We start from the raw sequence: 25,784 nt of genomic DNA on the forward strand, positions 1-25,784 counted from the left end.
CCGCTACGTCTCCGGCCACAGAGCCAGCCGCGCCAGCGCGACCGCCCGGTGGTCCTGCTCCGTCCCGGCGCGGCCGAGCGACCTCTCCCCCGTCGCCCGACGGAACGCGGCCGAGACCGGGCGGACCCACTCCATGACGTGCCACCGGTCGACCCCGGCGGGGCCGGTCCGCAGGCCGCACTCGGTGAGGATCCGGGCGATGGTGTCGCAGTGGTCCCACGAGGGGCGCCCTTCGGCAGCGGTGAGCAGGGCGAAGAGCACCCCCGCCACCTCCACCCAGGTGTCGCGGTGGGGCAGCAGACGCGTGGCCAGCGCCTCGGCATACTCCTGGTCCGTGGTCAGCCCCCGCGCCAGGCGGGTCGGCACGAGGCGACCCTTGTGCTTCCGGAGCAGCCCCAGCTCCTGGCAGGTGCGTCGCAGCTGGGCGACCGGCAGGGTCTGGTCCTCCCGGTTGCCCTTGCCGATCCAGTCCTCGTCGAGGCCCAGCTCGCCGTAGGTCCGCTCGACGTAGGCCGGCTTCATCCACCCGGCCGCCGTCAGCGGGATGCCGTCCTCGCCGGCCAGCTCCACGAGGAAGCGGTAGGGCCGGGCGATGGCCGCGAGGTCCCCGGCGGTCAGCTCGGCCCGGTGCTCGGTGCGGGCGCGCTCGACCAGCTGCCCGAGCTCGACCACGGTGGGCGCCAGCGCGATGTCCAGCAACGGCTCGAGCGCCGCCGGGAACGGCCCGGTGTCGCCCGGCTCCCCGGACGCCCCCAGCCGCTGGAGGATCTCCTCGGTCGACAGGCCGATGAGAGACAGCCGCTGCTCCACCTCCTCGGCGCTGAACTCCGTGGGGTCCCAGTCCGGCGGCAGCCACTCACGCCGTTCACGGTCGAGACCCCGCAGGGAGGGCTCGGCGAGGTGTGCCGCGACGAGCTCGTTGTGCCCCGTCACCCCGCCGCAGTCCTCCAGCGGGCCGGCCATCCGGCCGCCGGTGCAGACGGCCGTCGGGGCCTCCTCGTCGAGCGGCCCGACGGACTCCAGCTTGAGCGTGTGGGTCCAGTCGTCGCCGAAGTCGTAGGTGTAGAACAGCCGGTCTCCCGGCTCGCGCAGCAGCTGGTCGAGCTGCACCTCCGACTCCAGCACGCCCTCCTCCCCCTCCGAGAGGTCGAACTCGGTGAGGAACGACGGCCCCCGCCACACGCGCTTGTGCGGCCCCGGCCAGAACGTGTGCAGGTGGTAGTCCTGCCACCCGAACGCCGCCTGCAGGATCTCGTGCACCTCGTCCAGCATCAGGTCGCCGCGCAGGACCAGGCGGCGCCACACCGGCGGTCTCGTCCCGTCGACGTCGACCCGCACCGTGAGCGCGGACGGCTCGTCCGGCGGGTCGGGCAGCTCGGGCATCGCAGGGGTATGCCGTTCCGCCTCCGGCGCGAAGGCCCCGAGCCCGCCGCCCCCGCCGCCGAGGATGCCGTCCAGCACTCCCTGCAGCTCGGTCTGGGACAGCCCCTGCACCCACCGACGGATCTCTTCGGTCTGGTCGTGGTCGCTCACGGGACGAGGGTAGATGCTCTGCCCGGGCGCCCGGGGCTCCCGTAGAGTCGTGGACGTGCGCCGGATCCTGGATCTCCTGGCTGCCCTTGCCGATGCCGAGGTCGAGTACGTCGTGGTCGGCGGGGTCGCGGTCGTGCTCCGGGGCCACGTCCGCACGACCGTCGACCTCGACCTGGCCCTGAACCTGGCCGCCGACAACGTGCTCCAGGCGATGGACGTCCTGCGTGCACAGGGTCTGGTCCCCAGGCTGCCCGTGCCGGCCGAACAGTTCGCCGACCCGGAGGTCCGTCGGGCCTGGGTCGAGGAGCGCAACCTCGTCGCGTTCACGCTGCACGACCCGTCCGACGCGCTGCGCGAGGTGGACCTGCTGGCCACGAGCCCCGTTCCGTTCGACGAGCTGTTCAAGGGCTCCAGCGTGCTCGATGTGGCCGGCGTCCCGGTCCGGGTCGCGTCGGTCGCCCACCTGCTGCGGATGAAGCAGGCATCCGGACGGCCCCAGGACCTGGCAGACGTCGCAGCGTTGTCGCAGCTCGCGCAGGAACCTACGGTGGAGGACCATGACGACCCGGGACGTTGACGACCTCTGGCGCGGGACGTCGGACACCTCGTCGGCCGTGCGTGCACGTTCACGCAGCAGCCCGGCCGAGCGACTGGCCTGGTTGGAGGAGACCCTGCTCCTGGCCGAGGCATCCGGGGCGTTGGGCCTCGACCGTGCCCGACGTCAGGCCAGTGCCGACACCTGGGCGCGGGAGGCCGGCCTGATCCGCCGGGACAGGGCCGAGTCCTCCCCCTGACCGATGACGGACCCGCCGGCAGGCGAGACTGCTCCCATGGCCGAACACCCGAAGACCAGCACCCGGATCGTCCTCGCCTCCCGCCCCGACGGGGCGCCGACCCCGGAGAACTTCCGGACCGAGGTCGTCGACCTCCCCGAGGTGGCCGACGGGCAGGTGCTGCTGCGCACCGTCTACCTCTCCCTCGACCCCTACATGCGGGGGCGGATGAGCACCGCGAAGTCCTACGCCGCGCACCTGGAGCTGGGCGACGTGATGATGGGCGGCACGGTCGGGGAGGTGCTGGAGTCGAAGCACCCCGACCTCACCGAGGGTGACCACGTGCTCGCCGGCGCCGGTTGGCAGTCGCACGCCGTCGTCGACGGTGGCCACGTGCGCCGGCTGGACCCCTCGGCGGCACCGGTGTCGACGGCCCTGGGGGTGCTGGGGATGCCCGGCTTCACCGCATACTCCGGGCTGTTGAAGATCGGCCGGCCCAGGACTGGCGAGACCGTCGTCGTCGCCGCCGCGACCGGGCCGGTGGGCTCGGCCGTCGGGCAGATCGCCAAGCTCAAGGGCGCCAGGGCGGTCGGCATCGCCGGCGGGCCGGAGAAGTGCCGGGCGCTGCTGGAGGAGTTCGGGTTCGACGCGGCGGTCGACCACCGCGACCCGGACTTCGCGAGCGCGCTGGCAGACGCCGTCCCCGACGGGATCGACGTCTACTTCGAGAACGTCGGGGGTCACGTGGCCGAGGCCGTGATGCCGCTGCTCAACCTCTACGCGCGGATCCCGGTGTGCGGCCTGGTGGCGCAGTACAACGGCGTGGACCTGGAGCGCAAGGACCGCCTGCCCGGGTTCTTCTCCCTGGTCCTGTCCAAGAGCCTCACCGTGCGGGGGTTCATCCAGAACGAGTTCGTCCCGGAGATGCATCAGGACTTCCTCGCCGAGGCCTCGGCCTGGGTGCGCGACGGGAAGCTGCGCTACCGGGAGGACGTCGTCGACGGGCTGGAGAACGCCCCGGAGGCCTTCATCGGCATGCTCCAGGGGAAGAACTTCGGCAAGCTCCTGGTGCGGGCATGAGCATCCATGGCACCGTCGTCGACCTGCGGGCCGGTGACTACGAGGCGACGGTCGCCCAGGTGGGCGCCACCCTGCTGTCGCTGACCCACGACGGGCACCGGCTCGTCGATCCCGTCCCCGCCGACCGGCTCGACGACGACGCCTGGCGCGGCCGGACCCTGGTCCCCTGGCCGAACCGGGTCGTGGGGGGACGCTACGAGGCGGGGGGCACGGCATACCACCTGCCGGTGAACGAGCCGGAGACCGGCGCGGCCCTGCACGGACTCGCCGCCTTCCAACGGTGGGACCTCGCCGACCGCACGCCGTCCGGCGCCACCTGGGTGCTGGAGCTGCCGGCCTCCTACGGCTACCCGTTCCAGGTCCGCTGCACCGTGGCGTACACGCTCGACGCCGGCGGGCTCTCGATCGCGGTGTCCGGCAGCAACACCGGGCCCGAGCCCGCGCCGTTCGGGGCGTCCACCCACCCCTACCTCACCTGCGACGGACGGCCGCTCGACGAGTGCCGGGTCAGTCTCCCTGCCGGCTCCGTGCTGCTCACCGACGAGCGCTCCTCGCCCACCGAGGTCGTCCCCGCCACGCAGGTCGGGATCGACCCGGACGGACCCACCACGCTGCGCGGGCTCTCGGTCGACCACGCGTTCACGGGCCTGCCCACCCCCTGGGCGGTCGAGCTCACGCACCCGGGTTCCCCCGGCGTGCGCCTCGACAGTGACGCCCCGTGGGTGCAGCTCTACACGGGGGAGCGCATCGGCCGGGTCGCAGCGGCGGTCGAGCCGATGACCTGCCCGCCGGACGCGTTCAACCGCGACCCCGACGGTGTGCTGCTGGCCCCCGGGGCGACGCGGACGCTGACGCTGCGGATCAGCGCGTCGTAGAGCATCCGGGCCTCACCCGGCTCCCCGCACCCGGCAGGCGTAGCCGATCGCGCTGGCGACGGCGCTCCCCGCGCCGAGGCCGATGAGGAGCAGAGCCGAACCCACGAGGAACAGGCCGCTCTCGTCCTGGGTGGCGGCCTGCACCGTCCAGAACGCCCAGAAGCCGATGGACGCCCCGGCAGCCACGACGACGGGGCGCCACCGCATCGCCAGCAGCGCGGTCACGATCCCGAAGGTCACGGCGCAACCCACCACCTGGGCGGCGCGGTACGGGCCCTGGAACGCGCCGACGGCCTCGTCGAAGTAGTACTCGGTGTCCCACGCCAGCCAGGCGGCGTACGTGGCGGCACCCAGGCCCAGGGCGAGGACCAGACCGGTCCAGCTGCTCGGCCGTTCCCCACCTCCTGGTTCGTGCTCGCCCCTCACGGCTCCCCCTCCGGTGACGGTGCCTTCAGCGGCGACAACTCTAGCGGCCGACCGGGAGCCTCGGTCCTTATGCGCCTGGTCGAGCACGGGGAGCTCGCTCTCGGTGGACGTCCTCCGTGCGGCCCGTGCCTGCGCTCGCACGTGCTGCACGAGCTGACACGAGGCAGGACGGCCTGGGCGCCCGCCCCAGCCTCCCCTCAGACCCGGACGCCCCAGCGTCGCTGCAGGTCCAGCCAGTCGCCCCACCGCGGGTAGAGGGACGCCGCGTCCAGCTCCTCCTCGCGGTGCACCTTGCCCCAGTGCGGTCGCGCACCGAACGGCGCCAGCCGTCCCTCCAGCTCCGGCAGCACGGCAACGACCCCGGCGGGGTCCAGGTGCCAGGTGAAGTGCAGGCCGACGACGTCGGTGCCGCAGGCCATGCTCAGCCACAGCCCGTCCGCCGCGACCGTGCGGATCTCGCACACCTGCAGCAGGGGCGCGATCCGTCCCGCCATCCCCCGGACCGCCTCGACCGCCGCGACGGCGTGCCTCCGCGGCACCAGCCACTCGCTCTGGATCTCCCGGCCGGCCGACGGCACGTGGTCCAGGCGGAAGTGGGGCAGCCGGGTCCACCAGGGCCCGGGCACGCCACCCTGCGTGGTCGCGGGCCCCGGATCGACCCCGGGTATGGGGTGCCGCGGCCCGGCCGCGGGTCGTCCCCCGAGCACCTCGGCCGGGTCGGGACCGGCGGGGTGGTCGGTGCGCCGCTTGACCCAGACCTGGTCAAGCGCGTCGGGCGAGGTCCACGTGGTGAACAGCGAGACGCTGCGGCCGAGCGAGGTCGCCCCGTCCAGGTCGGCGAGCACGCCGTCCAGGGGGACGTCCTCGACGACGGTCTGGGCGACCTCGTAGGTCGGCTCGACCGCCAGCTCCAGGGCCGTGACCACGCCGAGGCGGCCCAGGGCGACGACCGCTCCGGGCAGGTCCGGGTGGTCGGCCCCGAGGCGGCGCAGCACGCCGGCCCGGTCGACGACCTCGAGGGCCTGCACCTGGGTCGCCAGCGACCCGACCGCGTCGCCGGACCCGTGCGTGCCGGTGGCGACCGCCCCCGCGACGGTGATGTGCGGCAGCGAGGCCAGGTTGGCCAGTGCCCAGCCGGCCTCGTCCAGCACGGGCGCGAGGTCGCCGTAGCGCACGGCCCCCTCGACCCGGACCACCCGCCGGTCGCCGTCGATGTCCACCGCCCGCGGCAGGGACGCGGTCGAGACCTGCACGCCGCAGGTGTCGGCGACCCGGCTGAAGGAGTGCCGCGAGCCCAGGGCCCGCGGTTCCTCCAGCGTCGGCATCAGCGCCTGCAGCTCGGCGACCGAGGCGGGCTCGACCAGGCGCGCGGCGGCATACCCGAGGTTGCCGCCCCAGTTGGTGCTCATCCGTCCATCCTCCCGTGCCGCGTGCTGCTGAAGGCGCGGACAGCACCGGGCCGGGCCCCCACCACCCGGGGAGGAGCCCGGCCCGGTCCCACCGCGCCGACGTCGCGGCTCAGCGGGTGCTGAAGGCCGCGTCGAACGCCGCCTCGGGGGCGGGGAAGGCGAAGCGGCGCACGAACTCCAGCGCCTCCGGGGCACCGACCAGGCGGTCCATGCCCGCGTCCTCCCACTCCACCGACAGCGGACCCTCGTAGCCGATGGCGTTGAGCATCCGGAAGGCGTCCTCCCACGGCACGTCCCCGTGGCCGGTGGAGATGAAGTCCCAGCCGCGGCGCGGGTCGGCCCACGCCAGGTGGCTGGAGAGCCGGCCGTTGCGGCCGTTGCCGACGCGCTTCTTCGTGTCCTTGCAGTGCACGTGGTAGATCCGGTCCTGGAAGTCCCACAGGAAGCCGACCGGGTCGATGTCCTGCCACACCATGTGGCTGGGGTCCCAGTTGAGCCCGAACACCTCCCGGTGCCCGATGGCCTCCAGGGTGCGCTTGGTCGTCCAGTAGTCGTAGGCGATCTCGCTGGGGTGCACCTCGTGGGCGAAGCGCACGCCCTCCTCCTCGAAGACGTCGAGGATCGGGTTCCACCGGTCGGCGAAGTCCTGGTAGCCCGCCTCGACCAGCTCGGCGGACACCGGCGGGAACATCGCGACGTACTTCCAGATCGAGGACCCGGTGAACCCGGTGACGGTGCTCACCCCGAGCCGCTTGGCCAGCCGGGCCGTGTTCTTCATCTCCTCGGCGGCCCGCTCGCGCACGCCCTCGGGGTCACCGTCGCCCCAGACCCGGTCGGAGAGGATGTCCCGGTGCCGCTGGTCGATGGGGTCGTCGCAGACGGCCTGGCCCTTGAGGTGGTTGGCGATGGTCCACACCTGCAGACCGTTCTTCTCCAGCGTCGCCAACTTGCCGGCGACGTAGTCGTCGTCGTCCCAGCGCCACGGGTCCAGGTGGTCGCCCCAGCAGGCGATCTCGAGGCCGTCGTAGCCCCACTCCCCCGCGAGGCGGGCCACCTCCTCGAACGGCAGGTCGGCCCACTGGCCGGTGAACAGGGTGATCGGTCGGGTCATCGTGCGGCTCCTTCCAGGCTGGTGCCTTCGTGCTCGGGTATGGCGTGCCGGCGCCCCTCGTCCTCGTGCGAGCGCTCGACGGCGTCGAGCACGCGCTGGACGGCCAGGCCGTCGGCGAACGAGGGGGTCGGCTGCTCGCCCGCGGCGAGCGCGCGGACGAGGTCGGCTGCCTGGTGCACGAAGCCGTGCTCGTAGCCCAGCCCGTGGCCGGGCGGCCACCAGGCGGCCACGTAGGGGTGCTCGGGCTCGGTGACGAGGATGCGGGTGAAGCCCTGCTCCCCGGCCGGTGCGTCGGCGTCGTAGTGCTGCAGGACGTTCATCTCCTCGAAGTCGAAGGCCAGCGACCCGCGGGAGCCGTTGACCTCGATCCTCATCGCGTTCTTGCGGCCCCAGGCCATCCGGGTCGCCTCGAAGACGGCCGGGGCGCCGGACTCCAGCCGGGCGGTGAACAGCGCCACGTCGTCCACCGTCACCGGGCCGCGCTCGCTGCCGGCGACCCCGCTGAGCCCCGCGAAGCTCTCCGCCCGGGGCCGCTCGGGGACCACGGTCTGCAGCATCCCGGAGACGGCGGCCACGCGCTGGCCGGTGATGAAGTGGGTCAGGTCGACGACGTGCGCACCGATGTCGCCCAGGGCGCCGGAGCCGGCCTTCTCCTTGTCGGTGCGCCACGACAACGGCGTCTGCTCGTCGGCCAGCCAGTCCTGCAGGTACTGGCAGCGCACCTGCCGGACCTGCCCGATCCGGCCCTCGGCGACCATCTTCTGCGCGAGCGCCACGGCCGGCACCCGGCGGTAGGTGAAGCCGACCATCGCCCGCACGCCCGACGCCGCGGCCCGCTCGGCCGCCGCGGCCATCCGCTCGGCCTCGGCGAGCGTGTTGGCCATCGGCTTCTCCACGAGCACGTGCTTGCCGGCCTCCAGGGCGGCGACCGCGATCTCCTCGTGGGTGTCCCCGGGGGTGCAGACGTCCACCAGGTCGATGTCCTCGCGCTCCAGCACCGCGCGCCAGTCGGTGGCGACCTCGGCCCAGCCCAGCTGGCGGGCGGCCTCCTGCGCCCGGTCCTGCGAGCGGCCCACGAGGACCTGCATCACCGGCTGCCGGGGAAGGTCGAAGAAGCGGGGCGCGACCCGCCAGGCCTGGGAGTGGGCCCGCCCCATGAAGGCGTACCCGATCATCGCCACCCGCAGGTGACCGTCGTCGTGGCGGTCGTCGTCGTCGTGGCTGTCGTTGCCGTTGCCGTTGTCGCTGGCGTCCATCTCGTCCTCTCGCGTCGTCGGGGGTGTCGGGCCGGGCCCCGGCCGCGCGGTGCGGCCGGGGCCCCGGGGCTCACGACTCGAACGCGATGTCCAGGTACTGGTCGACGTTCTCCGACGTCACGACCGGCGCGTAGAGCTGGACCATGCGGGGCACCTCGCTCTCGACGAGGTCGCTCATCCCCTTCTCCTGGGCGACGAGGCGGGCCAGGCGGATGCCGTCCGCGGCCTGGGTGGAGGGGTAGATGACCGTCGCCTCGACGACGCTGTCGCCGGACTGGATCTCGCGCATCATGTTGGCCGAACCCGCCCCGCCGACGAGGAAGAACTCGTCGCGGCCGGCGTTCTCGATCGCGGCGAGCACGCCCACGCCCTGGTCGTCGTCGTGGTTCCAGATGGCGTCGATCTCGGGCGCGGCCTGCAGCAGGTTCGAGGTCGCCGACTCGCCGCCCTGGACGGTGAAGTCCGCGGCCACCCGGTTGTCGACGTCGAGCCCGCACTCGCCGAGCGCGTCCTCGAAGCCCTGGCTGCGGTCCTGGGTCAGCGGCAGGTTGTCGATGCCGGCGATCTCGGCGACGACGGCGTCGGGCTGGTCGCCGAGCCGCTCGCAGATGTACTCCCCGGCGCTGCGGCCCATGCCGTAGTTGTCGCCCAGGACGGTGACCCGGGAGGCCTCCGGCGCGCTGAACTCGCGGTCGACGTTGATGACCGGGATGCCGGCCTGCATGGCCTCGGTGGCGATCTCGGTGAGGGCCGCCCCGTCGAAGGGCAGCAGCACGATGGCGTCGACCCCGTCGTTGATGAAGGTCTGCACCTGGGAGATCTGCAGGCTGACGTCGTTGGTGCCCTCGGCGACCTGAAGGTCGATGTCGTCGTACTCCCCGGCCTCGTCGATCGCCGACTGGGTGATGGACCCCATCCAGCCGTGGTCGGCCGCGGGGGCCGAGAAACCGATGGTCACGGTCTCCCCGGTCTCGTCGTTGCCGCCGGCCGGTGCCGGGGCCGCCTCGCCGGAGGCGGCTGCCTCGTCGTCGTCCCCTCCCCCGACCTCGTCCTCGGTGTTGCCGGTGCAGGCGGCGAGCAGGCCGACCGACGCGATGACCGCGACGACGCTCGAGGCGCGGCCGGGACGGCGGAAGCTGGTGGTGCGTGCCATGGGTGTCTCCTTCGACAGGTGGTGCGGGTTCGGGGGTTCGGGAGTTCGGGGGTGGTGGGGTGGGCGGGGGTTCGGGAGTTCGGGGGTGGTGGGGTGGGCGGGGTGGTCAGGACGATCTGGACCGGGCCGCGAAGCGCTGCTGCAGCAGCACGGCGCCGACGATGATCGCCCCCTTGGCCAGCGCCTGCACCGAGATGGACAGGTTGTTCTGGATGAAGATGTTGGTCAGCGTGGCGAAGATGAGCACGCCCAGGACGGTGCCCACGATGGTGCCGCGCCCGCCGATGAGGAGGGTGCCGCCGACGACGACCGCGGCGATCGCGTCGAGCTCGTAGAGGTAGCCGTTCGTCGAGGACCCGGCCGTGGTGCGGGCCAGCATCATCACCGCGGCGATCCCGGCGGTCATCCCGCTGAGGGCGAACACCATGACGGTGTGCCGGTGGATCTTGATCCCCGCCAGCCGCGCCGCCTCCGGATTGCCGCCGATGGCGACCGTGCGCCGGCCGAACGTGGTGCGGTTGAGCAGGAACCAGCCGGCCACGGCGACCAGGACGAAGATCCAGACGATCACCGGGATCCCCAGCAGGTCGCCCCGGAAGGCGTCGAGGAAGCCGTCGGCCTGCACGATCTGGGTCCGGCGGTCGGAGATGATCTCGGCCAGTCCGCGGGCGGCCACCAGCATCGCCAGGGTGGCGATGAAGGAGACGACCTTGCCGTAGGCCACGATGATCCCGTTGATCGTCCCCGCGGCGGTGCCCACGAGCACGGCGGTGAAGACCATGACGATCCAGTGGGAGTTCTCCGCCATCGTCTGGGTCGCCAGGGTGCTCGCCCAGACGGTGGCCAGCCCCATGACGGAGCCGACCGACAGGTCGATCCCGCCGGAGGTGATGACGAAGGTCACCCCGATGCTGATCACGCCGATGATGGCGGCCTGCTGCAGGACGACCATGAGGTTGCTGACGCTGAGGAAGCGCTCGCCGGAGGTGACCACCCCCAGGACCAGCAGGGCGGCCAGCGCCACGACCAGGCCGAGGTCGCGGCCGAGGGCACCCAGGGACAGCTTCCTGCGCCCGGACCCCTCGTCGGGACCGCTGCCCTGCTCGGGGGTCGGGCCCCTCTGCTGGTCCGGGGACGCCGGGGGGTTCGACGCGTCGTCGGTGGTCGTCATACGTGTGTTCCTTCCATGACCAGGTCGAGCACCCGGTGCTCGTCGATGTCGTCGGCGGGGCCCTGGTGCACGGCCCGGCCGTCGGCGATCACCAGCACCTGGTCGCTGAGCTGGAGCACCTCCTCCAGCTCGCTGGACACCAGGACGATCGCGGCACCGTCGGCCGCGAGCCGCCGGATGAGGCGGTAGATCTCGGCCCGGGCCCCGACGTCCACACCGCGGGTGGGCTCGTCCAGGAGCAGGACCGAGCAGCCGTGCACGAGCCAGCGGGCGAGCATGACCTTCTGCTGGTTGCCGCCGGAGAGGGTGCGGGTGACCCGGTCCGGGTCGGCCGGGACCAGCCCCAGCGCCTCGATCTGCTCGTCGGCGGCGCGCCGCTCGGCGCGCTCGTCGAGCAGTCCGCCGCGGGCGAAGCGGGCGAAGGTGGACAGCGTCACGTTGCGGAAGACCGGCTCGTCCAGCAGCAGCCCCTGGGACTTGCGCTCCTCGGGGGCCAGCCCCACGCCCGCGTCGACGGCGGCGGGGACCGACCCGCGGGGGAGGTCGCGACCGGCGACCCGCACGTGCCCGGCGGTGGCCCGGCGGGCGCCGTAGACCGTCTCCAGCACCTCCGAGCGTCCGGCCCCCACGAGGCCGGCGAGGCCGACGATCTCTCCGGGGCGGACCACGAACGAGACGTCCGTGAAGGTGCCCGCCAGGGACAGGCCGTCGACCTCCAGGAGTGGCTCCTGGCCCTGCAGGCCGGCGGAGCTGCCGCCGAAGTCGGTCTCCACCTCGCGTCCGGTCATCAGCGAGATGACCTGGGCGGTGGTGACCTCCTCGACGACGAGGTTCGTGGCCACGGTCCGACCGTCCTTGAGGACGGTCACCCGGTCGCCGATGCGTCGGATCTCGTCCAGCCGGTGGGAGATGTAGATGACCGAGACCCCCTCGGCGCGGACCGCCTCGACCACCCGGAAGAGGTTGTCCACCTCCTCGGGGTCCAGGACGGCGGAGGGCTCGTCCATGATGATGATCTTGGCCTCGCGCGACATCGCCCGGGCCATGGAGACGATCTGCTTGCCCGCCGACGAGAGCTGCCCCACCTCGCGTCCGGGCGACAGCTCGGGGTGACCGAGCCGGGCCAGCAGGTCCCGGGTGCGGGCGTGCGCCTCGCCCCGGCGCAGGACGCCGGCCTGCTGGAGCTCGTGCCCCAGGAAGATGTTCTCGGCGATGCTCAGGCCGTCGACGACGTCGAGCTCCTGGTACATGGTCGCGATCCCCAGCGAGAGGGCCGCGGTGGGCGAGTCGATGACGACCGGCTCGCCGTCGACGAAGATCTCGCCCCGGTCCGGGCGGTGCGCGCCCGACAGCGTCTTGATGAGGGTCGACTTGCCCGCGCCGTTCTGCCCCAGGAGGCAGTGCACCTCGCCGGGCAGCACCTCGAGGTCCACCCCGTCGAGCGCCTTGGCGCCCGGGAAGTGCTTGACGATGCCCGCCATGCGCAGCAGCGGCTGCGGCGGGGTCGAGTCGACGGTGACCATGCGGGAACACTAGGGGCACTTATGTCGGGCGTCAAGCAAAAGTGTTGCCCGGATCACCCCAAGTCGGACGAGGTGCTGGCAGAATGGTCGTCGCCGCGACCCCGCGGCCGCCGCCGACCGAGAGTGCTTGACTGTCGACCATGGCCAGCCCGCCCGTCCCCCTCGCCCCGCCGCCGACCCGTGCGGGGACGCCGTCGAGCCGTCCGGTCGCGCCGTCATCCCGCGCCGGCACGCCCGCCGCGAGCAGCCCCGGATCGCTCTTCCAGCTGCTGCGCGACGGGGAGCCGCGCACCCGGGCCGACCTGGTCTCGGCCAGCGGCATGGCCCGCTCCACCGTCGCGGGGCGCCTCGAGGAGCTGCTCACCACCGGCCTGGTGGTCCCCACCGGTGAGGCCAGCTCCAGCGGCGGGCGGCCCGCGGTGACCTTCGTCTTCGACCCCTCCAGCCGGGTCGTCGTCGGCGTCGACCTCGGGGTCAGCCACGTCCACGTCGCGGTCACCGACCTGACCAACCGGGTCCTGGCCGAGGACCTGGAGGACCTGCGGATCGCCGACGGGCCGGAGCCGGTGCTGCGCAGGACCACCGCCCTGGCCGCGCGCCTGCTGGAGCGCGCCGGCCGCTCGCTCGACGACGTCGCCGGCACCGGGATCGGTCTGCCCGGGCCGGTCGAGTTCTCCACCGGCCAGCCGGTCAGCCCGCCGGTCATGCCCGGGTGGGACCGCTTCGACGTGCCCGGCTTCCTGGGCCGGACCCTGCCCGGGCCGGTCCTGGTGGACAACGACGTCAACATCATGGCCCTGGGCGAGCACGCCGAGCGCTACCGCGACGTGGACGACCTGGTCTTCGTCAAGGTGGCCTCCGGCATCGGGGCCGGGATCATCAGCGGCGGCGCCCTGCAGCGCGGCGCCCAGGGTGCCGCCGGCGACCTGGGCCACGTGGCCGTGCCGGACGGCAACCAGACCCTGTGCTCCTGCGGCAACCTGGGGTGCCTGGAGGCCGTGGCCTCCGGCGCCGCCGTGGCGCGCCTGCTGCGCGAGCGGGGGGCGGACGTGCAGGACCAGAACGACGTCGTGGCCCTCGTGCGGGCCGGCGAGACCTCGGCCATCCAGGCGGTGCGCGACGCCGGGCGCGACATCGGCTCGGTCCTGGCCGGCGTCGTCTCCCTGCTCAACCCGTCCGTGCTCGTCGTCGGCGGTCGCATCTCGGCAGTCGGCGAGCAGCTCCTCGCCGGGATCCGGGAGTCGGTCTACCGCCGGTCGCTGCCCCTGGGTACGCACCACCTGCGCATCGTCAGCTCGGTCTCCGGGATGCGGGCCGGCATCGTCGGGGCCTCCGTCCTCGTCACCGACACGCTCCTGTCGGTCGACGGCGTCGACGCCGTCGTGCACGGACGCGGCTGACGGTCAGTCGGCGCCACCCCGCGCCGCCAGCACCTCCCCCAGCCACCGGGCCGAGCGCAGCCACTGCTCCTGCGCGCCGCCCTCGTGGTCGTTGAACGGGTAGACCTCCACCGTCGGCGGCTCCGGGATCGCGTTGGCAGCGGCGAAGACGGTCGAGGGCGGGCAGGTCTGGTCCATGAGCGCGACCGAGACCATCGTCGGCGCCGTGATCCGCCGGGCCATCACCACCCCGTCGACGTAGGACAGCGTCCGGAACACCTGCTCCCGCATGCCCCGGTGGACCGAGAGGTAGGCGGTGATCTCGGCGTACGGCGCGGCGTCGGTGATCGTGACCGCCCGCTCGACGTGGCACAGGAACGGCACGTCGGCCACCACCGCGGCGACCCGGTCGTGCAGCGCCCCCGCGGCCAGCGCCATCCCGCCGCCCTGGCTGGTGCCGACGACCGCGACCCGGGCGGGGTCGACGTCGTCCCGGGTGAGGACGTGGTCGACCGCACGGACGGCGTCGGTGACCAGCCGGCGGTAGTAGTAGTCCTCCGGCGACCCGATCCCCCGGGTCATCACGCCCGGGTGCGCCGGCCCCGACCCGTGCGGGTCCGGCGTCCCCCCACCGCTGCCCCAGGTCGAGCCCTGACCACGGGTGTCCATGACCAGGTGGGCGTAGCCGGCCGCGGCCCACGTCAGCCGCTCGTGCGGCAGGCCCCGGCCCCCGCCGTAGCCGAGGAACTCCACGACGCAGGGCAGCGGTCCGTCCACGGGCGGCGCGACGAACCAGGCCCGCACCGGTTCGCCGTCGAACCCGGGAAAGGTGACGTCCTCGATCCGCAGGGCGGTCACCGGGGTGTCGACCGGCACGCTCGTGGCCTCACCACCGGCGGCCCGAGCCCGGGCCAGGGTGTCCGCCCAGAACGCGTCGAGGTCCTCCGGCTCGGCCACCTGCGGCCGGTACGTCAGCAGCTGCTCCAGGGGCAGGTCGGTGTGCACGGGTCTCCTCTCCGGCCGCCATCACGGCGGCCGTCCTCGGTCCGGGACTGCGGGCGGTCTCTCAGGCGGCCAGGTGGGCGGCCGGTCCGGCCACGACCCGGCTCAGGTGCAGCAGCGCCCCGCCCGTGGCGCCGGGGACGTCGTCGGCGTCGCGGACGACCTCCAGGGGCATGAGGTCGGCGGCCATGACCCGGGCCCGCAGCCGCTCGGTCACGGTGGGGGTGAGCCGGTCGGCCAGGTCGCCGATCTCCCCGCCGAGCACGATCGTGGGCACGTCGAGCAGGTTGACCACGCCGGCGAGGACCACCCCGAGCGCCTCGGCGGCCAGGTCGATCGCCTCCCGCGCGGCCGCGTGCCCCTCCTCGGCCAGCCGGTCCAGCTCGGCGAGCGTGGTGCCGGGGGGCAACCCGGCGCGCCGGGTCATGGCGAGGCGACCGGCATACCGCTCCAGGCACCCGTCCGACCCGCACGGGCAGGGGTCCCCGCCCGGGCGGAACGGCATGTGCCCGATCTCCCCGGCGAACCCGTGCAGCCCCGTCTGCACGCGCCAGTCGGTGACCACCGCACCGCCGATGCCGATCTCCCCCGAGACGTAGACGAAGTGCCCCGAGCGCCCCCGCCGCCCCGGCGCGGGCTGGGCGAACGCGTGCGCCGCGAGGTTGGCCTCGTTGGCCAGGCTCAGGGGTATGCCGTGGAGCCGGTCCCGCAGGCCCGTCCCGGGGGCGACGTCCCGCCAGCCGAGGTTGGGGGCGCGCAGGAGCCGCTCGCCCGAGGCGTCCACGACACCGGGCAGGGCGAGGCCGGCCCCCAGCACGCGACCGTCCGGCGGTGCGGCGGCAAGCACGTCGCTCAGGTGCTCGCCGAGCAGGGCCAGGCCGGTGGCGGGCTCGGAGCCGACGAGGTCGGGCTCGGAGCGGGACTCGGCGACCACCCGCCCCCGCAGGTCGAGGAGCCGTGCCGCGACGTGCGCGGCGTTGACCTGCAGCCCGACCGCGCACACCCGGGAGGAGGGCAGCAACGGGGTGGCCGGCCGTCCCGGCCCCGCCAGCAGGGCTGCCCCCTCCTGCAGCAGGCCGCCCGCGACCAGCTCGTCGACCAGGCGGGAGACCGTCGAGCGGGTCAGCCCGGTCGCCGCCGCCACGCCCGCCCGGGACGGCGGCTCCTCCGCGGCGCACACCGCCCGCAGCACGACGGCGAGGTTGGCCTCGCGCAGGGTCGACTGGTGGGCCAGGACCGGCAGCGTCGACACCTGGGCCGGTCCCGGGACCGGCGGGGAGGCCGAGGGAGCCGACGGGACCGTCGCGGGGACCGGGTGCATGGGGCCAGCCTACGCATCGCGACCTGTTGCACGGAGGCGTGTCCCGGGTTAGTTTCTTCCCGATAGTTTTGTGACGCAACCAATGATGGAGCGCATCCATGGCCAGTGGACCCCCCTTGGGACCGCCCTTTGCTCTCCGGTCCCCGCGGCCCGACCCCAGCCTGGCCCACCGGACCGCCTCGGCCACGCTCGAGGTCCGCGACAGCACGGGTCGCCCGCTGGTGGACACCGACGTCGTGCTGGCGCAGGTGGACCACGCCTTCGGTTTCGGCTGCGCCGGCTTCGAGCTCCTCCCGCCCGACCCGTCGGCCGGACCGCACGCCAGTGGCGGGGACTCCACGGCCGGCGCCGAGGAGCCTGACGGTGAGCACGGGCGGACGGCCACCCAGTGGCTGGAGCTGTTCAACACCGCGACCCTGCCCTTCTACTGGCAGCAGTTCGAGCCGACCCAGGGTCGCCCGCAGACCGAGCGGCTCCGGGAGGGTGCCCGCTGGTTCCGCGAGCGAGGGGTCCGGGTGAAGGGGCACCCCCTGGTCTGGCACACCCTCGCGCCCGGCTGGCTGCTGGGCCGCGACCCGGAGGAGGTGGAGCGGCTGCTGCGGGAGCGGATCACCCGCGAGGTCAGCGACCTGGCCGGGCTGGTCGACACCTGGGACGCGATCAACGAGGTCGTGATCATGCCCGTGTTCACCGCCGAGGACAACGCGGTCACCCCGCTCGCCCGTCGCCTGGGCCGCATCGGCATGGTCCGGCTGGCCTTCGAGACCGCCCGGGCCGCGAACCCCTCGGCCACCCTGCTGCTCAACGACTTCGACCTGTCCACCGCCTACGACACCCTCGTCGAGGGCGTCCTGGACGCCGGCATCCAGGTCGACGCCCTCGGGCTGCAGAGCCACATGCACCAGGGCTGGTGGGGCACCGAGAAGACCCTGGAGGTGCTCGAGCGGTTCTCCCGCTACGGCCTGCCCCTGCACCTGACCGAGACCACGCTGGTCTCCGGCGACCTCATGCCGGAGGACGTCGTCGACCTCAACGACCACGTCGTCGAGCCCGGCGGCTGGCCGAGCACGCCCGAGGGTGAGGCCCGCCAGGCGCAGGAGCTCGAGCAGCACTACCGGACCGTCCTGTCCCACCCGAGCGTGGAGTCGCTCACCTGGTGGGGGCTGTGGGACCAGGGTGCCTGGCTGAACGCGCCGGCCGGGCTGGTCCGCGCCGACGGCACCCCGAAGCCCGCGTACGAGGCGCTCCGCCGCCTGGTCAAGGAGGAGTGGTGGCTCTCCCCCACCACCGCGCGCACCGACGCGCAGGGTCGCGTCCCCCTCTCGGGCTGGCACGGCCGGTACGCCGTGCGCCTCCCCGGAGGCACGGAGGCCGCCACCGTCGAGCTCACGCCCGGGGCCGACCACCTCCTCGCCCGGCTGCACCCCGACCCCGCCTGATCCGTGCGCCCGCCGCAGCCGTGCACCCGCCGGCGGGCACCGCATACCCCGACTCGCACCACCCACCACCACTCGAAGGAGAGAACAGTGCGACACCTCACCCGATCCATCGTCGTGGCCGCGGCCACGACCGCCCTGGCGGCCGCTGCGGCCGCGCCCGCCGCGACCGCCGCCCCGCCGGACCACGCCAAGGACCGCCAGCAGGCCGCGGCCCCGCCCGAGAACGCCAGGGGGCACCAGGACACGCTGCGACGGCAGGCGCCCAAGGACCTGGAGATCGGCAGCGCCGTCTGGGGCCAGCGTGACCTGCTGAACTACGACAGGAAGGACCCGAGCGACCACCAGCGGGTGCTCGCCAGGGAGTTCGGCTCGATCACGCCCGAGAACGACATGAAGTGGGCGGAGATCCACCCCGAGCCGGACGTCTACGACTTCAGCGGGGCCGACGCCCTCATGGAGTTCGCCCGGGTCAACCAGCAGGAGGTGCGCGGTCACACGCTCCTGTGGCACAGCCAGAACCCGCAGTGGGTGAGCGACGCCGCTGCCGACTGGACCTGCGACGAGGCCCGCGACGTGCTGGAGGACCACGTCCGCACCGTCGTCGGGCGCTACGCCGGCGAGATCTACGAGTGGGACGTCGCCAACGAGATCTTCCAGGACGACTGGGACGCCGGCGGTGTTCGCCTGCGCACCGGGGCCAACCCCTTCCTGGCCGCCTGCGCCGACGACCCGGTCGCGCTCATCGGCGACACGTTCCGGTGGGCGCACGAGGCCGACCCGGAGGCCCGTCTCTTCCTCAACGACTACAACGCCGAGGGGATCAACACCAAGACCGACGCCTACTACGCGCTGGCCCAGGAGCTGCTCGCCGACGGCGTGCCGCTGCACGGCTTCGGCGCCCAGGGGCACCTGAGCCTGATGTACGGCTTCGACACCTCGATGCAGGCCAACTTCGAGCGGTTCGCCGCCCTGGGGCTGGACGTGGCGGTGACCGAGGCCGACGTGCGGATGCCGATCGACGAGGAGACCGGGGTGCCCACCGACGAGCAGGTCGCCCTGCACGCCGAGCGGCACGACGCGATGCTCGAGGCCTGCCTGGCGGTGCCGTCGTGCACCTCCTTCACGGTGTGGGGATTCCCCGACTCCAACTCGTGGGTCCCGGACGTCTTCCCCGAGGAATGGGCCACGATCTTCTTCGACGACCTCACGCCCAAGCCCGCCTACCACGCGATGCTCGAGTCGCTGCGGGAGGCGGCCCCCGGCGTCTCCCCGCGCACCCCGCGCGGGCGCTGAGCCGATCGTGGATCGCTCCGGCGTGGCGGGACCTGCCTCTGCGGGCCCGCCACGCCGGAGGCAGATAATGACGCCATGGTGACCAACGGCCGGGTGCGCATGGAGGACGTGGCGCGGGCGGCCGGCGTTTCGGTGGCGACCGTCTCCAAGGTGGTCAACGGCCGCTACGGCGTGGCCGCAGCCACGACCGCCCGGGTCCACGGGGTCATCGCCGAGCTCGGTTACGAGACCAGCCTGGGCGCCCGCAGCCTGCGCAGCTCGCGCACGGGGATCCTCGGAGTGCTGGTCGCCGAGTTCGAGCCGTTCAGCACCGAGCTGCTCAAGGGCGTCTCGGACGCCATGGCGGACACCGACTACGAGCTGCTCGCCTTCGCCGGCGCCACCCACGGGGAGACGGTCGGCTGGGAGCGGCGGTCGCTGCGCCGCCTCGGCGGGACGCTCCTGGACGGGGCGATCATCGTCACCCCCACCGTCATCGAGCCGGGCAGCGCTGTGCCGGTCGTGGCGATCGACCCGCACACCGGCAGCAGCGACGTTCCCACCGTGGACTCTGACAACGTCGGCGGCGCCCGCTCCGCCGTGGAGCACCTGATCGGCCTGGGACACACCAGGATCGGCATGATCCGGGGTCGTGAGGACCTGGAGTCGGCCCGGCTGCGCGAGCAGGGTTTCCGGCAGGCGATGGCGTCCGCCGGCCTTGAGGTCGACGAGACGCTGCTGGCCACCGGTTCCTACCGTTCCGAGTCGGCCGTCGCCCCGGCCCGGCTGCTGCTGGACCGCCGCGACCGCCCGACCGCGGTCTTCGCGGCCAACGACCTCATGGCCATCCGGACCGTCGAGGTCGCCCGGTCGTTGGGGCTGGGTGTGCCCGAAGACCTGTCCGTCGTCGGCTTCGACAACGTGCCGGAGTCGGCCCTGGCCGGCCCTCCGCTGACCACGGTCGCCCAGCCGCTGCGGGCGATGGGCCGCACCGCGCTGAGCATGCTGCTGGCGATGCTCGCGGGCGAGGACCCAGACCCCACGCACGCGCGACTGCAGACGCGACTGGTCGAGCGCGCCTCGACCAGCCCGCCGCCGGGCTGAGCCGACCGGCGGTCCGCCTCTCCCTACAGGCGCGACGCACCCACGGAACCTGCGCCGGCCCCTGTCGCCGGCGCCAGGGTCGGGATACCGTGGAGGTCGTGGACGCTCAGCCGCCCGTGACGAGCGGTTCCGTCGATGTGGACGGAGCGTCGCTGTACTACGAGGAGCGGGGCTCAGGAGCGCCGGTGGTGCTGATCCACGGTGGGCTGGCCTCCAGCGCGATGTGGGAGCCGCTCCTGCCCGACCTCGTCGATCATCTTCGCGTCATCACCCCCGACAGTCGCGGGCACGGCCGGTCGACCAACCCGGGCGGAACTCTCTCGTACGCCCAGATCGCCGACGATGTCGCGGTGCTCGTCGCCTCGCTTGGGCTGTTCCTCCCGGTGGTGGGGGGCTACAGCGACGGGGGTCAGGTCGCGCTGGAGCTGGCTGTGCGTCACCCCGGGGTGGCAGGCGCCCTCATCGTCGGCGCCGCCTACCCGGACTTCGTCAGCACCGGGCTGCGGGAGCAGTCCCGGGCGTTCCTGGGAGCCGACGAGGCCGGCGTGCCGGACCTGGCCCAGGTCGACGCGCAGCTCGGCGACTTCGCTGGGGTGGTGAAGGCCTGGCACCCGGGTGGAGAGGCACGGTGGACGGCCCTGCTGCACCAGACCGCGTCGATGTGGCTCGACTACGCGGGGCTCACCGCCGAGGAGATCGGCGGCATCCAGGCGCCCACGCTCGTCTTCGCCGGTGACCGCGACGACCAGGAAGGCCGGCTCGATCTGGCCGTGTCGCTCTACCGGTCCCTGCCCCAGGGCGAGCTCGGCATCTGTCCCAGCGCCGACCACTTCGCGCCCATCACCCCTCAGCGTGCCGGCATCCACGCCGCGATGATCCGCGACTTCGCGCATCGGCACAGCCAGGGTTGTTAGCCGACGGGGTCACCCACCGCGAGCAGCGCACGCCCACGCCGACCCTCTCCGTCGGGCTGGCGTCATCCTGGGTGTCGCCGGAAACCCGTGCACGCACGCAACCCGCGACGCAGCGGGCGTGACGACCACCGCCGGCCCTGCTTCGTCGCTCACGGTGTCGTCCAGAGCTGGCTGCTCGACACCTGACCGGGACCGCACGGCTGCCGCGGTGCGGGCGTCCCTGTCGCACCGCTCCAGGTGGCTCGACCTCGCATGTCTGGCGCGATCGACCGTCTGCCGTCATCGACCGTTGTGGTGTTCACCGGTGCAGTGCCACCATGAGACATGAACCGGAAGAAGGTCGCCTGCTGGCTCAGGCTCGGCCATTCCTGGAAGATCGCCGCCCACGGCGAGAAGGTCCTGGAGTGCCGTCGCTGCGGTGAGGTCAAGGCCGGACCAGGCCCGGGAGCGGCGGTCACAGGACCGATGTAGAACCTGCGCCCGCGCACCCCCGTGAGCCCTGGTCGGCGGAGCACGGTGCCGGGGGCGGGACGCCATACGCGCTTCTGCGTATGGCGTGCGTCACAGCGGGGCGAGGACCGTGGGAGTCATCATCCGCGCTGGGAGGAGACCCTCGCATGAACCGTCGCACCGCACTGAGCCGGTTGACCACCGTGACCGCCGTCGGGCTCCTGGTGACGGTGACCCCGGCGGTGGCCGCCCCCGGCCCCCAGGGCCCGCCGGTCACCGACGACCCGGCCGCAGTCCTGGACTGGAACGCCGTCGCGTTCCGTACGATCGTGACCGAGGGCGGTCAACCGCCGCCGGTGGCCCAGTTCTACCTGGGGCTGGTCTCCACGGCCGTCTACAACGCCGTGGTCACCGTGGAGGGCGGTGGGACCGCCACCGCGCCGCAGCGTCCGGCCAAGGCCCACGCCTCCTCCGACGTCGCGGCCGTCACCGCGGCTCACGACGTCCTGAGCCACTACTTCCCCAGCTCCGCGGCAGCCCTGTCGGCCGACTACCAGGCATTCCTCGACAGCCGACCCAAGGGTGTGGGCACGGTGCACGGGGTGCGGGCCGGCCAGGACGCTGCCGCCGCGCTGCTGGGCACCCGGGACGACTCCGAGCTCGACGCACCGATCACCCTGCCGCGTCCACCGGACCCCCCGCCGGGGATGTGGGTGCCCACCGGGTCCGGTGAGATGCAGGCGCCGTGGCTGGCCTTCGTCACCCCGATCGTCCTCGAGGCCGGGGCCGACCTGGGGATCGACGGACCGGACCCGATCGACAGCGCCGCCTACGCCCTGGACTTCCAGGAGGCGCGCACGATGGGCGCGGCGACCGGCTCGCTGCGCACCACGCAGCAGACCGAGACCGGGCTGTTCTTCACCGACCACCCACCGCGTCAGTACCAGGACGCCATGCGCGACCGGGCTGTCCGCCACGACCTGGACATCGTGGAGTCCGCACGCATGCTGGCGGCCGCGAACGTGGCCGGGGCCGACGCGCTGATCGTCTGCTGGGCGGCCAAGTACGAGGCGAACTACTGGCGGCCGGTGACCGCGATCCACCGGGCCGACGAGGACGGGAACCCGGCAACCACCGCCGACCCGACGTGGGTCTCGCTGCGGCCCAGCCCGCCGTACCCCGAGTATCCCAGCGGCCACGCCTGCCTCAGCGGCGGCGTCGCCGGTGCCCTCGAGGCCCTGTACGGCGAAGGCGATGTGGACACCGTGGTCGAGTCCCGGGTCACCGGCACGTCCCGGCACTACGACTCCGAGGACGCCTGGCTGAACGACGTCGTCGACGGCCGCATCTTCCTGGGCTTCCACTTCCGGACGGCATGGAGGACGGTCGGCTGATCGGCACCGAGACCGCCGAGCGGGTCGTCGGGACGTTCCTGCCCTGACACCAGGTCACGCCGCACCGTGCCGCGCCACGACCAGGCACGCGTCGCGAGCCTGGCTGTCGCGCCCCCACCGGGTCACCCTGGCGGCTCCACCGCCCACCAGTTGTCCATCCGTGCGACCGTGGCGGCCCCGCTCCCCTCCCGCAGGACGCGACCCACCCGGAACAGGTGAGCAGCGATCCCCGCGGCACCCTGCATCCACCCCACGCCGGGCGGCAGCAGCGGATCGGCGGCCCGGTGCTCCACGAATCGCCAGTACGTGTGCGGACCGTCGTGCACGGCCCGCTCGAGGAGGGCGTCGGCGAGCCGGACGGCGAACCCGAGGTCATCCGCACGACCTTCGCGCTGCCAGGCGTCCAGGAAGACCTCACCCACGCCCGCCGTCCCGCAGCAGCGGCCGTCGTTGTCCCAGAAGCCGGGGCGGACCCGCGCGGGCACTCCGGAGTGGCGCACGGCATACAGACAACGGCGGTGCCAGACCAGCGGGGGCCGGGCCGCGACCTCGGCGGTCCCGGCCCGCTGCAGGGCGAGGAACAGCAGCGAGGTGCCGGCGCTGCCGTGGCACCACCCGAAGGCGGGACCGTCGTCCTCCCGGGGGCGAGGCCGGATCGTGCACGGGACCGTGAGCCCGGGGGTGACCTGGTCGGCGAGGGAGACCAGGTGCGCGGCCCCCGCCTCGGCCGCGGCCAGGAGGTCGGGGCGCTCCAGCTCGCACCCGGCGAGAGCCAGGGCGGTGGCGACGCCGGCGACACCGTGGGACAGGTTGGGCATCTCCCCCGACGGGCCGTCGACGTGACGCGGAGGCACCATCCGCCAGGTCAGACCGACCTCCTCCTGCTCGGCCTCGGCGAGCAGGATCCCGGCAGCGCGGTCTGCCAGGTCGAGGGAACCGGGCACTCCCTTCCGCAGCCCCCACAGGGCTCCGAGCAGCACGCCGGCGGTGCCGAGGGTCAGGTCGTTGCTCGTGGCCCCCGCACCGATGCGCTCGTCCTCGAGGGGTCGCATCGGCCAGCCCGCGGGGCCCGCCACGGCCAGCAGCCGGGTCACCGCCGTCGCGGCACCACCGGGGTCGCCCAGCGCGGTGAGCACCCCGAGGTGGCTGACCAGCCCGTCGAAGAACGAGCAGTCCTGCTCCCCGGGCACGGCCCGGCGCACCCGGTCCGCGATGCCCTGCGCGAGATCCCGCTCCTCGCCGGACCAGGTGCGCAGCAGCCGGATCTCGGCCAGCGCGTGGGCCAGACCGCCGACCCCGCTGTGCATCCCGTCGCGGTCCCAGGGCGGTCGGAGGGTCGCGTCACCGTCCACGTGCCAGGGGATCCAGGGGCCGTCGTCCCGGCGGACCTGGTCCAGGACCCACCGCCAGGCCCGCTCCGCCGAGGCCAGGTGGTCGTCCGGCGTGTGCTGCGCCATACGGTGATGATGGCACCGGCTCTCGGGGGCCGCACCGGGCAGACGTCCGGGGGGTGCGGTCGTCAGCCGACCTGGTCGTCAACCCGCCCGGTCGAACCAGTCGAGCGCGAGCCCGGCCACCGCCTCGGGAGCGTCGTCGGTGATGAAGTGCGCCGCGCCGGGGACGTACGCGAAGTCCGCGCGGTCGGCATACCTGTCCGGGTCCCCGCAGACCAGTCCCATGATCTCCTCGTTCCAGTACCGGTCGCGCAGGCCGAAGACGAAGCGGGTCGGCACCGTGAGCCGTCGGCGGCGGTAGACGCCGCGGGCCATCCGCAGGCCCTCGGGCAGGAGCATCCCGCGGGTGAGCCGGCGCACGGCGCCGTCGACCTCGGGGCGGCGGAGCGGGGCGAGGTGGGCCTCTTCGACGTCAGGCGCCATCGGGCGCGCCACGTAGCTGGCGGAGAAGACCCCCTCCAGCGGGGTCCCGGCCCGGTGCCAGATGAACGGGGGCAGGTGCCGGAAACCGGGGAGGACCTTCGGGCTGAAGCTCATGAACCCCGGCGGCACCGAGAGCTGCACCGCCGTCCGCACCCGATCGGGACGGTCGTAGGTCAGCTGCATCGCGGTGATGGCACCCATGTCGTGGGAGACGACGTGGACCCGGTCGAGGTGCAGGGCGGCCAGGAGGGCGAGCAGGTCGCCCAGGCGGGACTCGCGCCCGACGTCCGGGGCGTCGGCCTCCGTCCACCCGGCCCCGCGCAGGTCCGGGCACAGGACCCGGTAGCCTTCCGCGGCGATCGCCGGGGCCACGGCGCGCCACTGCCACCAGTGCTGGGGAAAGCCGTGCAGCAGCACGACGGGCTCCCCCTCGCCGATCTCGGCGAGGTGCGTGCGCAGACCCGGCGTCTCCACGACGACGTGGGCGAAGCCGGGTGCCTCCGGCAGCGGCGGGGACCACTCCGTCCCGTCGGCGGGTCCTGCGACGGAGGGCTGGGGCGTGTCCATGGCGACCTTCTTCGAGCGCGTAACTACTATGTTCATAGTAGGACTCGGAGAGGAAGGTGTCCATGCCCGCTGGTACACGGGAACGCGCCCTCGAGGCGGCCGTGGAGCTGCTGGGTCGACGGGGGGTGCGGGCGTTGAGCCACGCGCGGGTCGACGAACGTGCCGGACTGCCCCGCGGGTCGACGTCGAACTGGTTCCGCACCCGGCGCGCCCTGCTGGAGGGCGTCGTGGACTGGATCGCCGAGCGCGAGCGGTCCGACCTCGGCCCGGCCGGGATGCCCCCGATCACGGGGGTCGACGCGCTGGTCGACGGCCTGTGCGCCATGATCGAGCTGCAGTCGGGTCGGTTCGCCGCACGGACCCGGGCGCGCTACGCGCTCTTCCTCGAGCTGGCCGCCGACCCCGAGCTCGGGGAGCCGCTGCGGCGGCAGCGCCACGAGTTCGAGCGGTGGACCGAGGACATCGTCACCGACGTGGGTATCGAGGACCCCCGGCCCGCGACCCGGGCCCTCATGGCCCTCGCGGACGGACTGCTCCTGCACCGCCTGACGGTGGACCCCGCCCTGGACGTACGTCCCGCCGTCACCCGCGCGGTGCGCGACCTGGCGAGGACGCCCGACCCGGGAGCCGGCCCGGAGACCGATCCGCGCGAGGACGGCACGTCCGCCCCTCCGGGGCCGACCACCGTGCAGACTGGGACCGGACCCGGGCGGGTCGCGCACGCGCCCGTCCCCCCAGCCACCGGGAGGTGAGGT

At 73.5% G+C, this 25,784-nt stretch carries 23 protein-coding genes; 11 read left to right on the forward strand and 12 right to left on the reverse strand.

Translation table 11 applies throughout. From position 1 onward, the window contains the following. Window positions 1–3: 3 nt before the first annotated feature. Window positions 4–1,533: a plasmid pRiA4b ORF-3 family protein gene (locus ACWHYA_RS15425; RefSeq protein WP_425940827.1), complete on the reverse strand. Its 1,530-nt coding sequence runs from the start codon at window positions 1,531–1,533 to the stop codon at window positions 4–6. Window positions 1,534–1,588: 55 nt separating this feature from the next. Between ACWHYA_RS15425 and ACWHYA_RS15430 the strand changes: the two genes are divergently transcribed. Genes ACWHYA_RS15430 through ACWHYA_RS15445 form a run of 4 tightly spaced genes read left to right on the forward strand, consistent with a single transcriptional unit; the run spans window position 1,589 to window position 4,261 of the window. Further along, a complete protein-coding gene (locus ACWHYA_RS15430; protein ID WP_425940825.1) occupies window positions 1,589–2,110 on the forward strand; it encodes a hypothetical protein in 522 nt (173 codons plus the stop codon). Next, window positions 2,091–2,327 carry a hypothetical protein gene (locus tag ACWHYA_RS15435; RefSeq protein WP_425940823.1) on the forward strand — a complete coding sequence of 79 codons (237 nt, stop codon included), beginning with the start codon at window positions 2,091–2,093 and terminating at the stop codon, window positions 2,325–2,327. Before ACWHYA_RS15430 ends, ACWHYA_RS15435 begins: the two co-directional genes overlap by 20 nt. Window positions 2,328–2,363: 36 nt before the next feature. Beyond that, window positions 2,364–3,386 carry an NADP-dependent oxidoreductase gene (locus tag ACWHYA_RS15440; RefSeq protein ID WP_425940822.1) on the forward strand — a complete coding sequence of 341 codons (1,023 nt, stop codon included), beginning with the start codon at window positions 2,364–2,366 and terminating at the stop codon, window positions 3,384–3,386. After that, window positions 3,383–4,261 (forward strand): aldose-1-epimerase, encoded by an 879-nt coding sequence (locus ACWHYA_RS15445; protein WP_425940820.1) that lies wholly within the window; start codon window positions 3,383–3,385, stop codon window positions 4,259–4,261. Before ACWHYA_RS15440 ends, ACWHYA_RS15445 begins: the two co-directional genes overlap by 4 nt. Window positions 4,262–4,273: 12 nt before the next feature. On the opposite strand, the gene ACWHYA_RS15450 is transcribed toward ACWHYA_RS15445, so the two are convergent. The 7 genes from ACWHYA_RS15450 to ACWHYA_RS15480 form a co-directional block, all read right to left on the reverse strand. After that, window positions 4,274–4,687, reverse strand: coding sequence for a hypothetical protein (locus ACWHYA_RS15450; protein ID WP_425940819.1), 414 nt, complete (start codon window positions 4,685–4,687; stop codon window positions 4,274–4,276). A gap of 197 nt (window positions 4,688–4,884) precedes the next feature. Beyond that, window positions 4,885–6,096 carry an FAD-binding protein gene (locus ACWHYA_RS15455; RefSeq protein WP_425940818.1) on the reverse strand — a complete coding sequence of 404 codons (1,212 nt, stop codon included), beginning with the start codon at window positions 6,094–6,096 and terminating at the stop codon, window positions 4,885–4,887. 109 nt (window positions 6,097–6,205) lie between these two features. Then, window positions 6,206–7,207 carry a sugar phosphate isomerase/epimerase family protein gene (locus ACWHYA_RS15460; protein WP_425940816.1) on the reverse strand — a complete coding sequence of 334 codons (1,002 nt, stop codon included), beginning with the start codon at window positions 7,205–7,207 and terminating at the stop codon, window positions 6,206–6,208. Then, a complete protein-coding gene (locus ACWHYA_RS15465) occupies window positions 7,204–8,382 on the reverse strand; it encodes a Gfo/Idh/MocA family protein (RefSeq protein ID WP_425941028.1) in 1,179 nt (392 codons plus the stop codon). Before ACWHYA_RS15465 ends, ACWHYA_RS15460 begins: the two co-directional genes overlap by 4 nt. Window positions 8,383–8,533: 151 nt before the next feature. Continuing rightward, window positions 8,534–9,616, reverse strand: a complete 1,083-nt coding sequence (locus ACWHYA_RS15470; protein WP_425940814.1) for a substrate-binding domain-containing protein — start codon at window positions 9,614–9,616, stop codon at window positions 8,534–8,536. A 106-nt stretch (window positions 9,617–9,722) separates the two neighbouring features. After that, window positions 9,723–10,787 carry an ABC transporter permease gene (locus tag ACWHYA_RS15475; protein ID WP_425940812.1) on the reverse strand — a complete coding sequence of 355 codons (1,065 nt, stop codon included), beginning with the start codon at window positions 10,785–10,787 and terminating at the stop codon, window positions 9,723–9,725. Further along, on the reverse strand, window positions 10,784–12,310 hold the full coding sequence (locus tag ACWHYA_RS15480) for a sugar ABC transporter ATP-binding protein (RefSeq protein WP_425940811.1): 1,527 nt from the start codon (window positions 12,308–12,310) through the stop codon (window positions 10,784–10,786). The genes ACWHYA_RS15475 and ACWHYA_RS15480 overlap by 4 nt, the downstream gene beginning before the upstream one ends. A gap of 140 nt (window positions 12,311–12,450) precedes the next feature. Between ACWHYA_RS15480 and ACWHYA_RS15485 the strand changes: the two genes are divergently transcribed. Next, window positions 12,451–13,710, forward strand: coding sequence for an ROK family transcriptional regulator (locus tag ACWHYA_RS15485; protein ID WP_425940809.1), 1,260 nt, complete (start codon window positions 12,451–12,453; stop codon window positions 13,708–13,710). A 3-nt stretch (window positions 13,711–13,713) separates the two neighbouring features. On the opposite strand, the gene ACWHYA_RS15490 is transcribed toward ACWHYA_RS15485, so the two are convergent. Together ACWHYA_RS15490 and ACWHYA_RS15495 are read right to left on the reverse strand one after the other, a co-directional pair. Continuing rightward, entirely contained in the window at window positions 13,714–14,694 is a 981-nt protein-coding gene (locus ACWHYA_RS15490; RefSeq protein ID WP_425940807.1) for an acetylxylan esterase, read from the reverse strand. Window positions 14,695–14,755: 61 nt separating this feature from the next. After that, window positions 14,756–16,012: an ROK family transcriptional regulator gene (locus tag ACWHYA_RS15495; protein ID WP_425940805.1), complete on the reverse strand. Its 1,257-nt coding sequence runs from the start codon at window positions 16,010–16,012 to the stop codon at window positions 14,756–14,758. Between the two features lie 98 nt (window positions 16,013–16,110). Here ACWHYA_RS15495 and ACWHYA_RS15500 point away from each other — a divergent pair, with 98 nt between their 5' ends. From ACWHYA_RS15500 to ACWHYA_RS15520, 5 genes are all read left to right on the forward strand, one after another. Next, window positions 16,111–17,451: an endo-1,4-beta-xylanase gene (locus tag ACWHYA_RS15500; protein WP_425940803.1), complete on the forward strand. Its 1,341-nt coding sequence runs from the start codon at window positions 16,111–16,113 to the stop codon at window positions 17,449–17,451. Between the two features lie 87 nt (window positions 17,452–17,538). Beyond that, window positions 17,539–18,744, forward strand: coding sequence for an endo-1,4-beta-xylanase (locus tag ACWHYA_RS15505; RefSeq protein ID WP_425940801.1), 1,206 nt, complete (start codon window positions 17,539–17,541; stop codon window positions 18,742–18,744). 75 nt (window positions 18,745–18,819) lie between these two features. Then, window positions 18,820–19,827, forward strand: a complete 1,008-nt coding sequence (locus tag ACWHYA_RS15510; protein ID WP_425940799.1) for a LacI family DNA-binding transcriptional regulator — start codon at window positions 18,820–18,822, stop codon at window positions 19,825–19,827. A gap of 98 nt (window positions 19,828–19,925) precedes the next feature. Beyond that, window positions 19,926–20,741, forward strand: coding sequence for an alpha/beta fold hydrolase (locus ACWHYA_RS15515; RefSeq protein ID WP_425940797.1), 816 nt, complete (start codon window positions 19,926–19,928; stop codon window positions 20,739–20,741). Between the two features lie 617 nt (window positions 20,742–21,358). Next, a complete protein-coding gene (locus ACWHYA_RS15520; protein ID WP_425940795.1) occupies window positions 21,359–22,585 on the forward strand; it encodes a vanadium-dependent haloperoxidase in 1,227 nt (408 codons plus the stop codon). Between the two features lie 122 nt (window positions 22,586–22,707). Here ACWHYA_RS15520 and ACWHYA_RS15525 read toward each other — a convergent pair whose 3' ends face one another. After that, window positions 22,708–24,042: a lanthionine synthetase LanC family protein gene (locus ACWHYA_RS15525; protein ID WP_425940793.1), complete on the reverse strand. Its 1,335-nt coding sequence runs from the start codon at window positions 24,040–24,042 to the stop codon at window positions 22,708–22,710. A 78-nt stretch (window positions 24,043–24,120) separates the two neighbouring features. Beyond that, window positions 24,121–25,029, reverse strand: a complete 909-nt coding sequence (locus ACWHYA_RS15530; protein ID WP_425940791.1) for an alpha/beta fold hydrolase — start codon at window positions 25,027–25,029, stop codon at window positions 24,121–24,123. Between the two features lie 62 nt (window positions 25,030–25,091). Here ACWHYA_RS15530 and ACWHYA_RS15535 point away from each other — a divergent pair, with 62 nt between their 5' ends. Then, window positions 25,092–25,781, forward strand: a complete 690-nt coding sequence (locus ACWHYA_RS15535; protein ID WP_425940789.1) for a TetR/AcrR family transcriptional regulator — start codon at window positions 25,092–25,094, stop codon at window positions 25,779–25,781. Window positions 25,782–25,784 lie beyond the last annotated feature (3 nt).

This window comes from Ornithinimicrobium carbonis (assembly GCF_977012275.1).

Bases quoted from the DNA above. Each gene is read 5' to 3' on its own strand.
- ACWHYA_RS15435 (WP_425940823.1), top strand. From the start codon at position 2,091: ATGACGACCCGGGACGTTGACGACCTCTGGCGCGGGACGTCGGACACC.
- ACWHYA_RS15440 (WP_425940822.1), top strand. From the start codon at position 2,364: ATGGCCGAACACCCGAAGACCAGCACCCGGATCGTCCTCGCCTCCCGC.
- ACWHYA_RS15445 (WP_425940820.1), top strand. From the start codon at position 3,383: ATGAGCATCCATGGCACCGTCGTCGACCTGCGGGCCGGTGACTACGAG.
- ACWHYA_RS15455 (WP_425940818.1), bottom strand. From the start codon at position 6,096: ATGAGCACCAACTGGGGCGGCAACCTCGGGTATGCCGCCGCGCGCCTG.
- ACWHYA_RS15460 (WP_425940816.1), bottom strand. From the start codon at position 7,207: ATGACCCGACCGATCACCCTGTTCACCGGCCAGTGGGCCGACCTGCCG.
- ACWHYA_RS15465 (WP_425941028.1), bottom strand. From the start codon at position 8,382: ATGATCGGGTACGCCTTCATGGGGCGGGCCCACTCCCAGGCCTGGCGG.
- ACWHYA_RS15470 (WP_425940814.1), bottom strand. From the start codon at position 9,616: ATGGCACGCACCACCAGCTTCCGCCGTCCCGGCCGCGCCTCGAGCGTC.
- ACWHYA_RS15475 (WP_425940812.1), bottom strand. From the start codon at position 10,787: ATGACGACCACCGACGACGCGTCGAACCCCCCGGCGTCCCCGGACCAG.
- ACWHYA_RS15480 (WP_425940811.1), bottom strand. From the start codon at position 12,310: ATGGTCACCGTCGACTCGACCCCGCCGCAGCCGCTGCTGCGCATGGCG.
- ACWHYA_RS15485 (WP_425940809.1), top strand. From the start codon at position 12,451: ATGGCCAGCCCGCCCGTCCCCCTCGCCCCGCCGCCGACCCGTGCGGGG.
- ACWHYA_RS15495 (WP_425940805.1), bottom strand. From the start codon at position 16,012: ATGCACCCGGTCCCCGCGACGGTCCCGTCGGCTCCCTCGGCCTCCCCG.
- ACWHYA_RS15500 (WP_425940803.1), top strand. From the start codon at position 16,111: ATGGCCAGTGGACCCCCCTTGGGACCGCCCTTTGCTCTCCGGTCCCCG.
- ACWHYA_RS15510 (WP_425940799.1), top strand. From the start codon at position 18,820: ATGGTGACCAACGGCCGGGTGCGCATGGAGGACGTGGCGCGGGCGGCC.
- ACWHYA_RS15520 (WP_425940795.1), top strand. From the start codon at position 21,359: ATGAACCGTCGCACCGCACTGAGCCGGTTGACCACCGTGACCGCCGTC.
- ACWHYA_RS15525 (WP_425940793.1), bottom strand. From the start codon at position 24,042: ATGGCGCAGCACACGCCGGACGACCACCTGGCCTCGGCGGAGCGGGCC.
- ACWHYA_RS15530 (WP_425940791.1), bottom strand. From the start codon at position 25,029: ATGGACACGCCCCAGCCCTCCGTCGCAGGACCCGCCGACGGGACGGAG.
- ACWHYA_RS15535 (WP_425940789.1), top strand. From the start codon at position 25,092: ATGCCCGCTGGTACACGGGAACGCGCCCTCGAGGCGGCCGTGGAGCTG.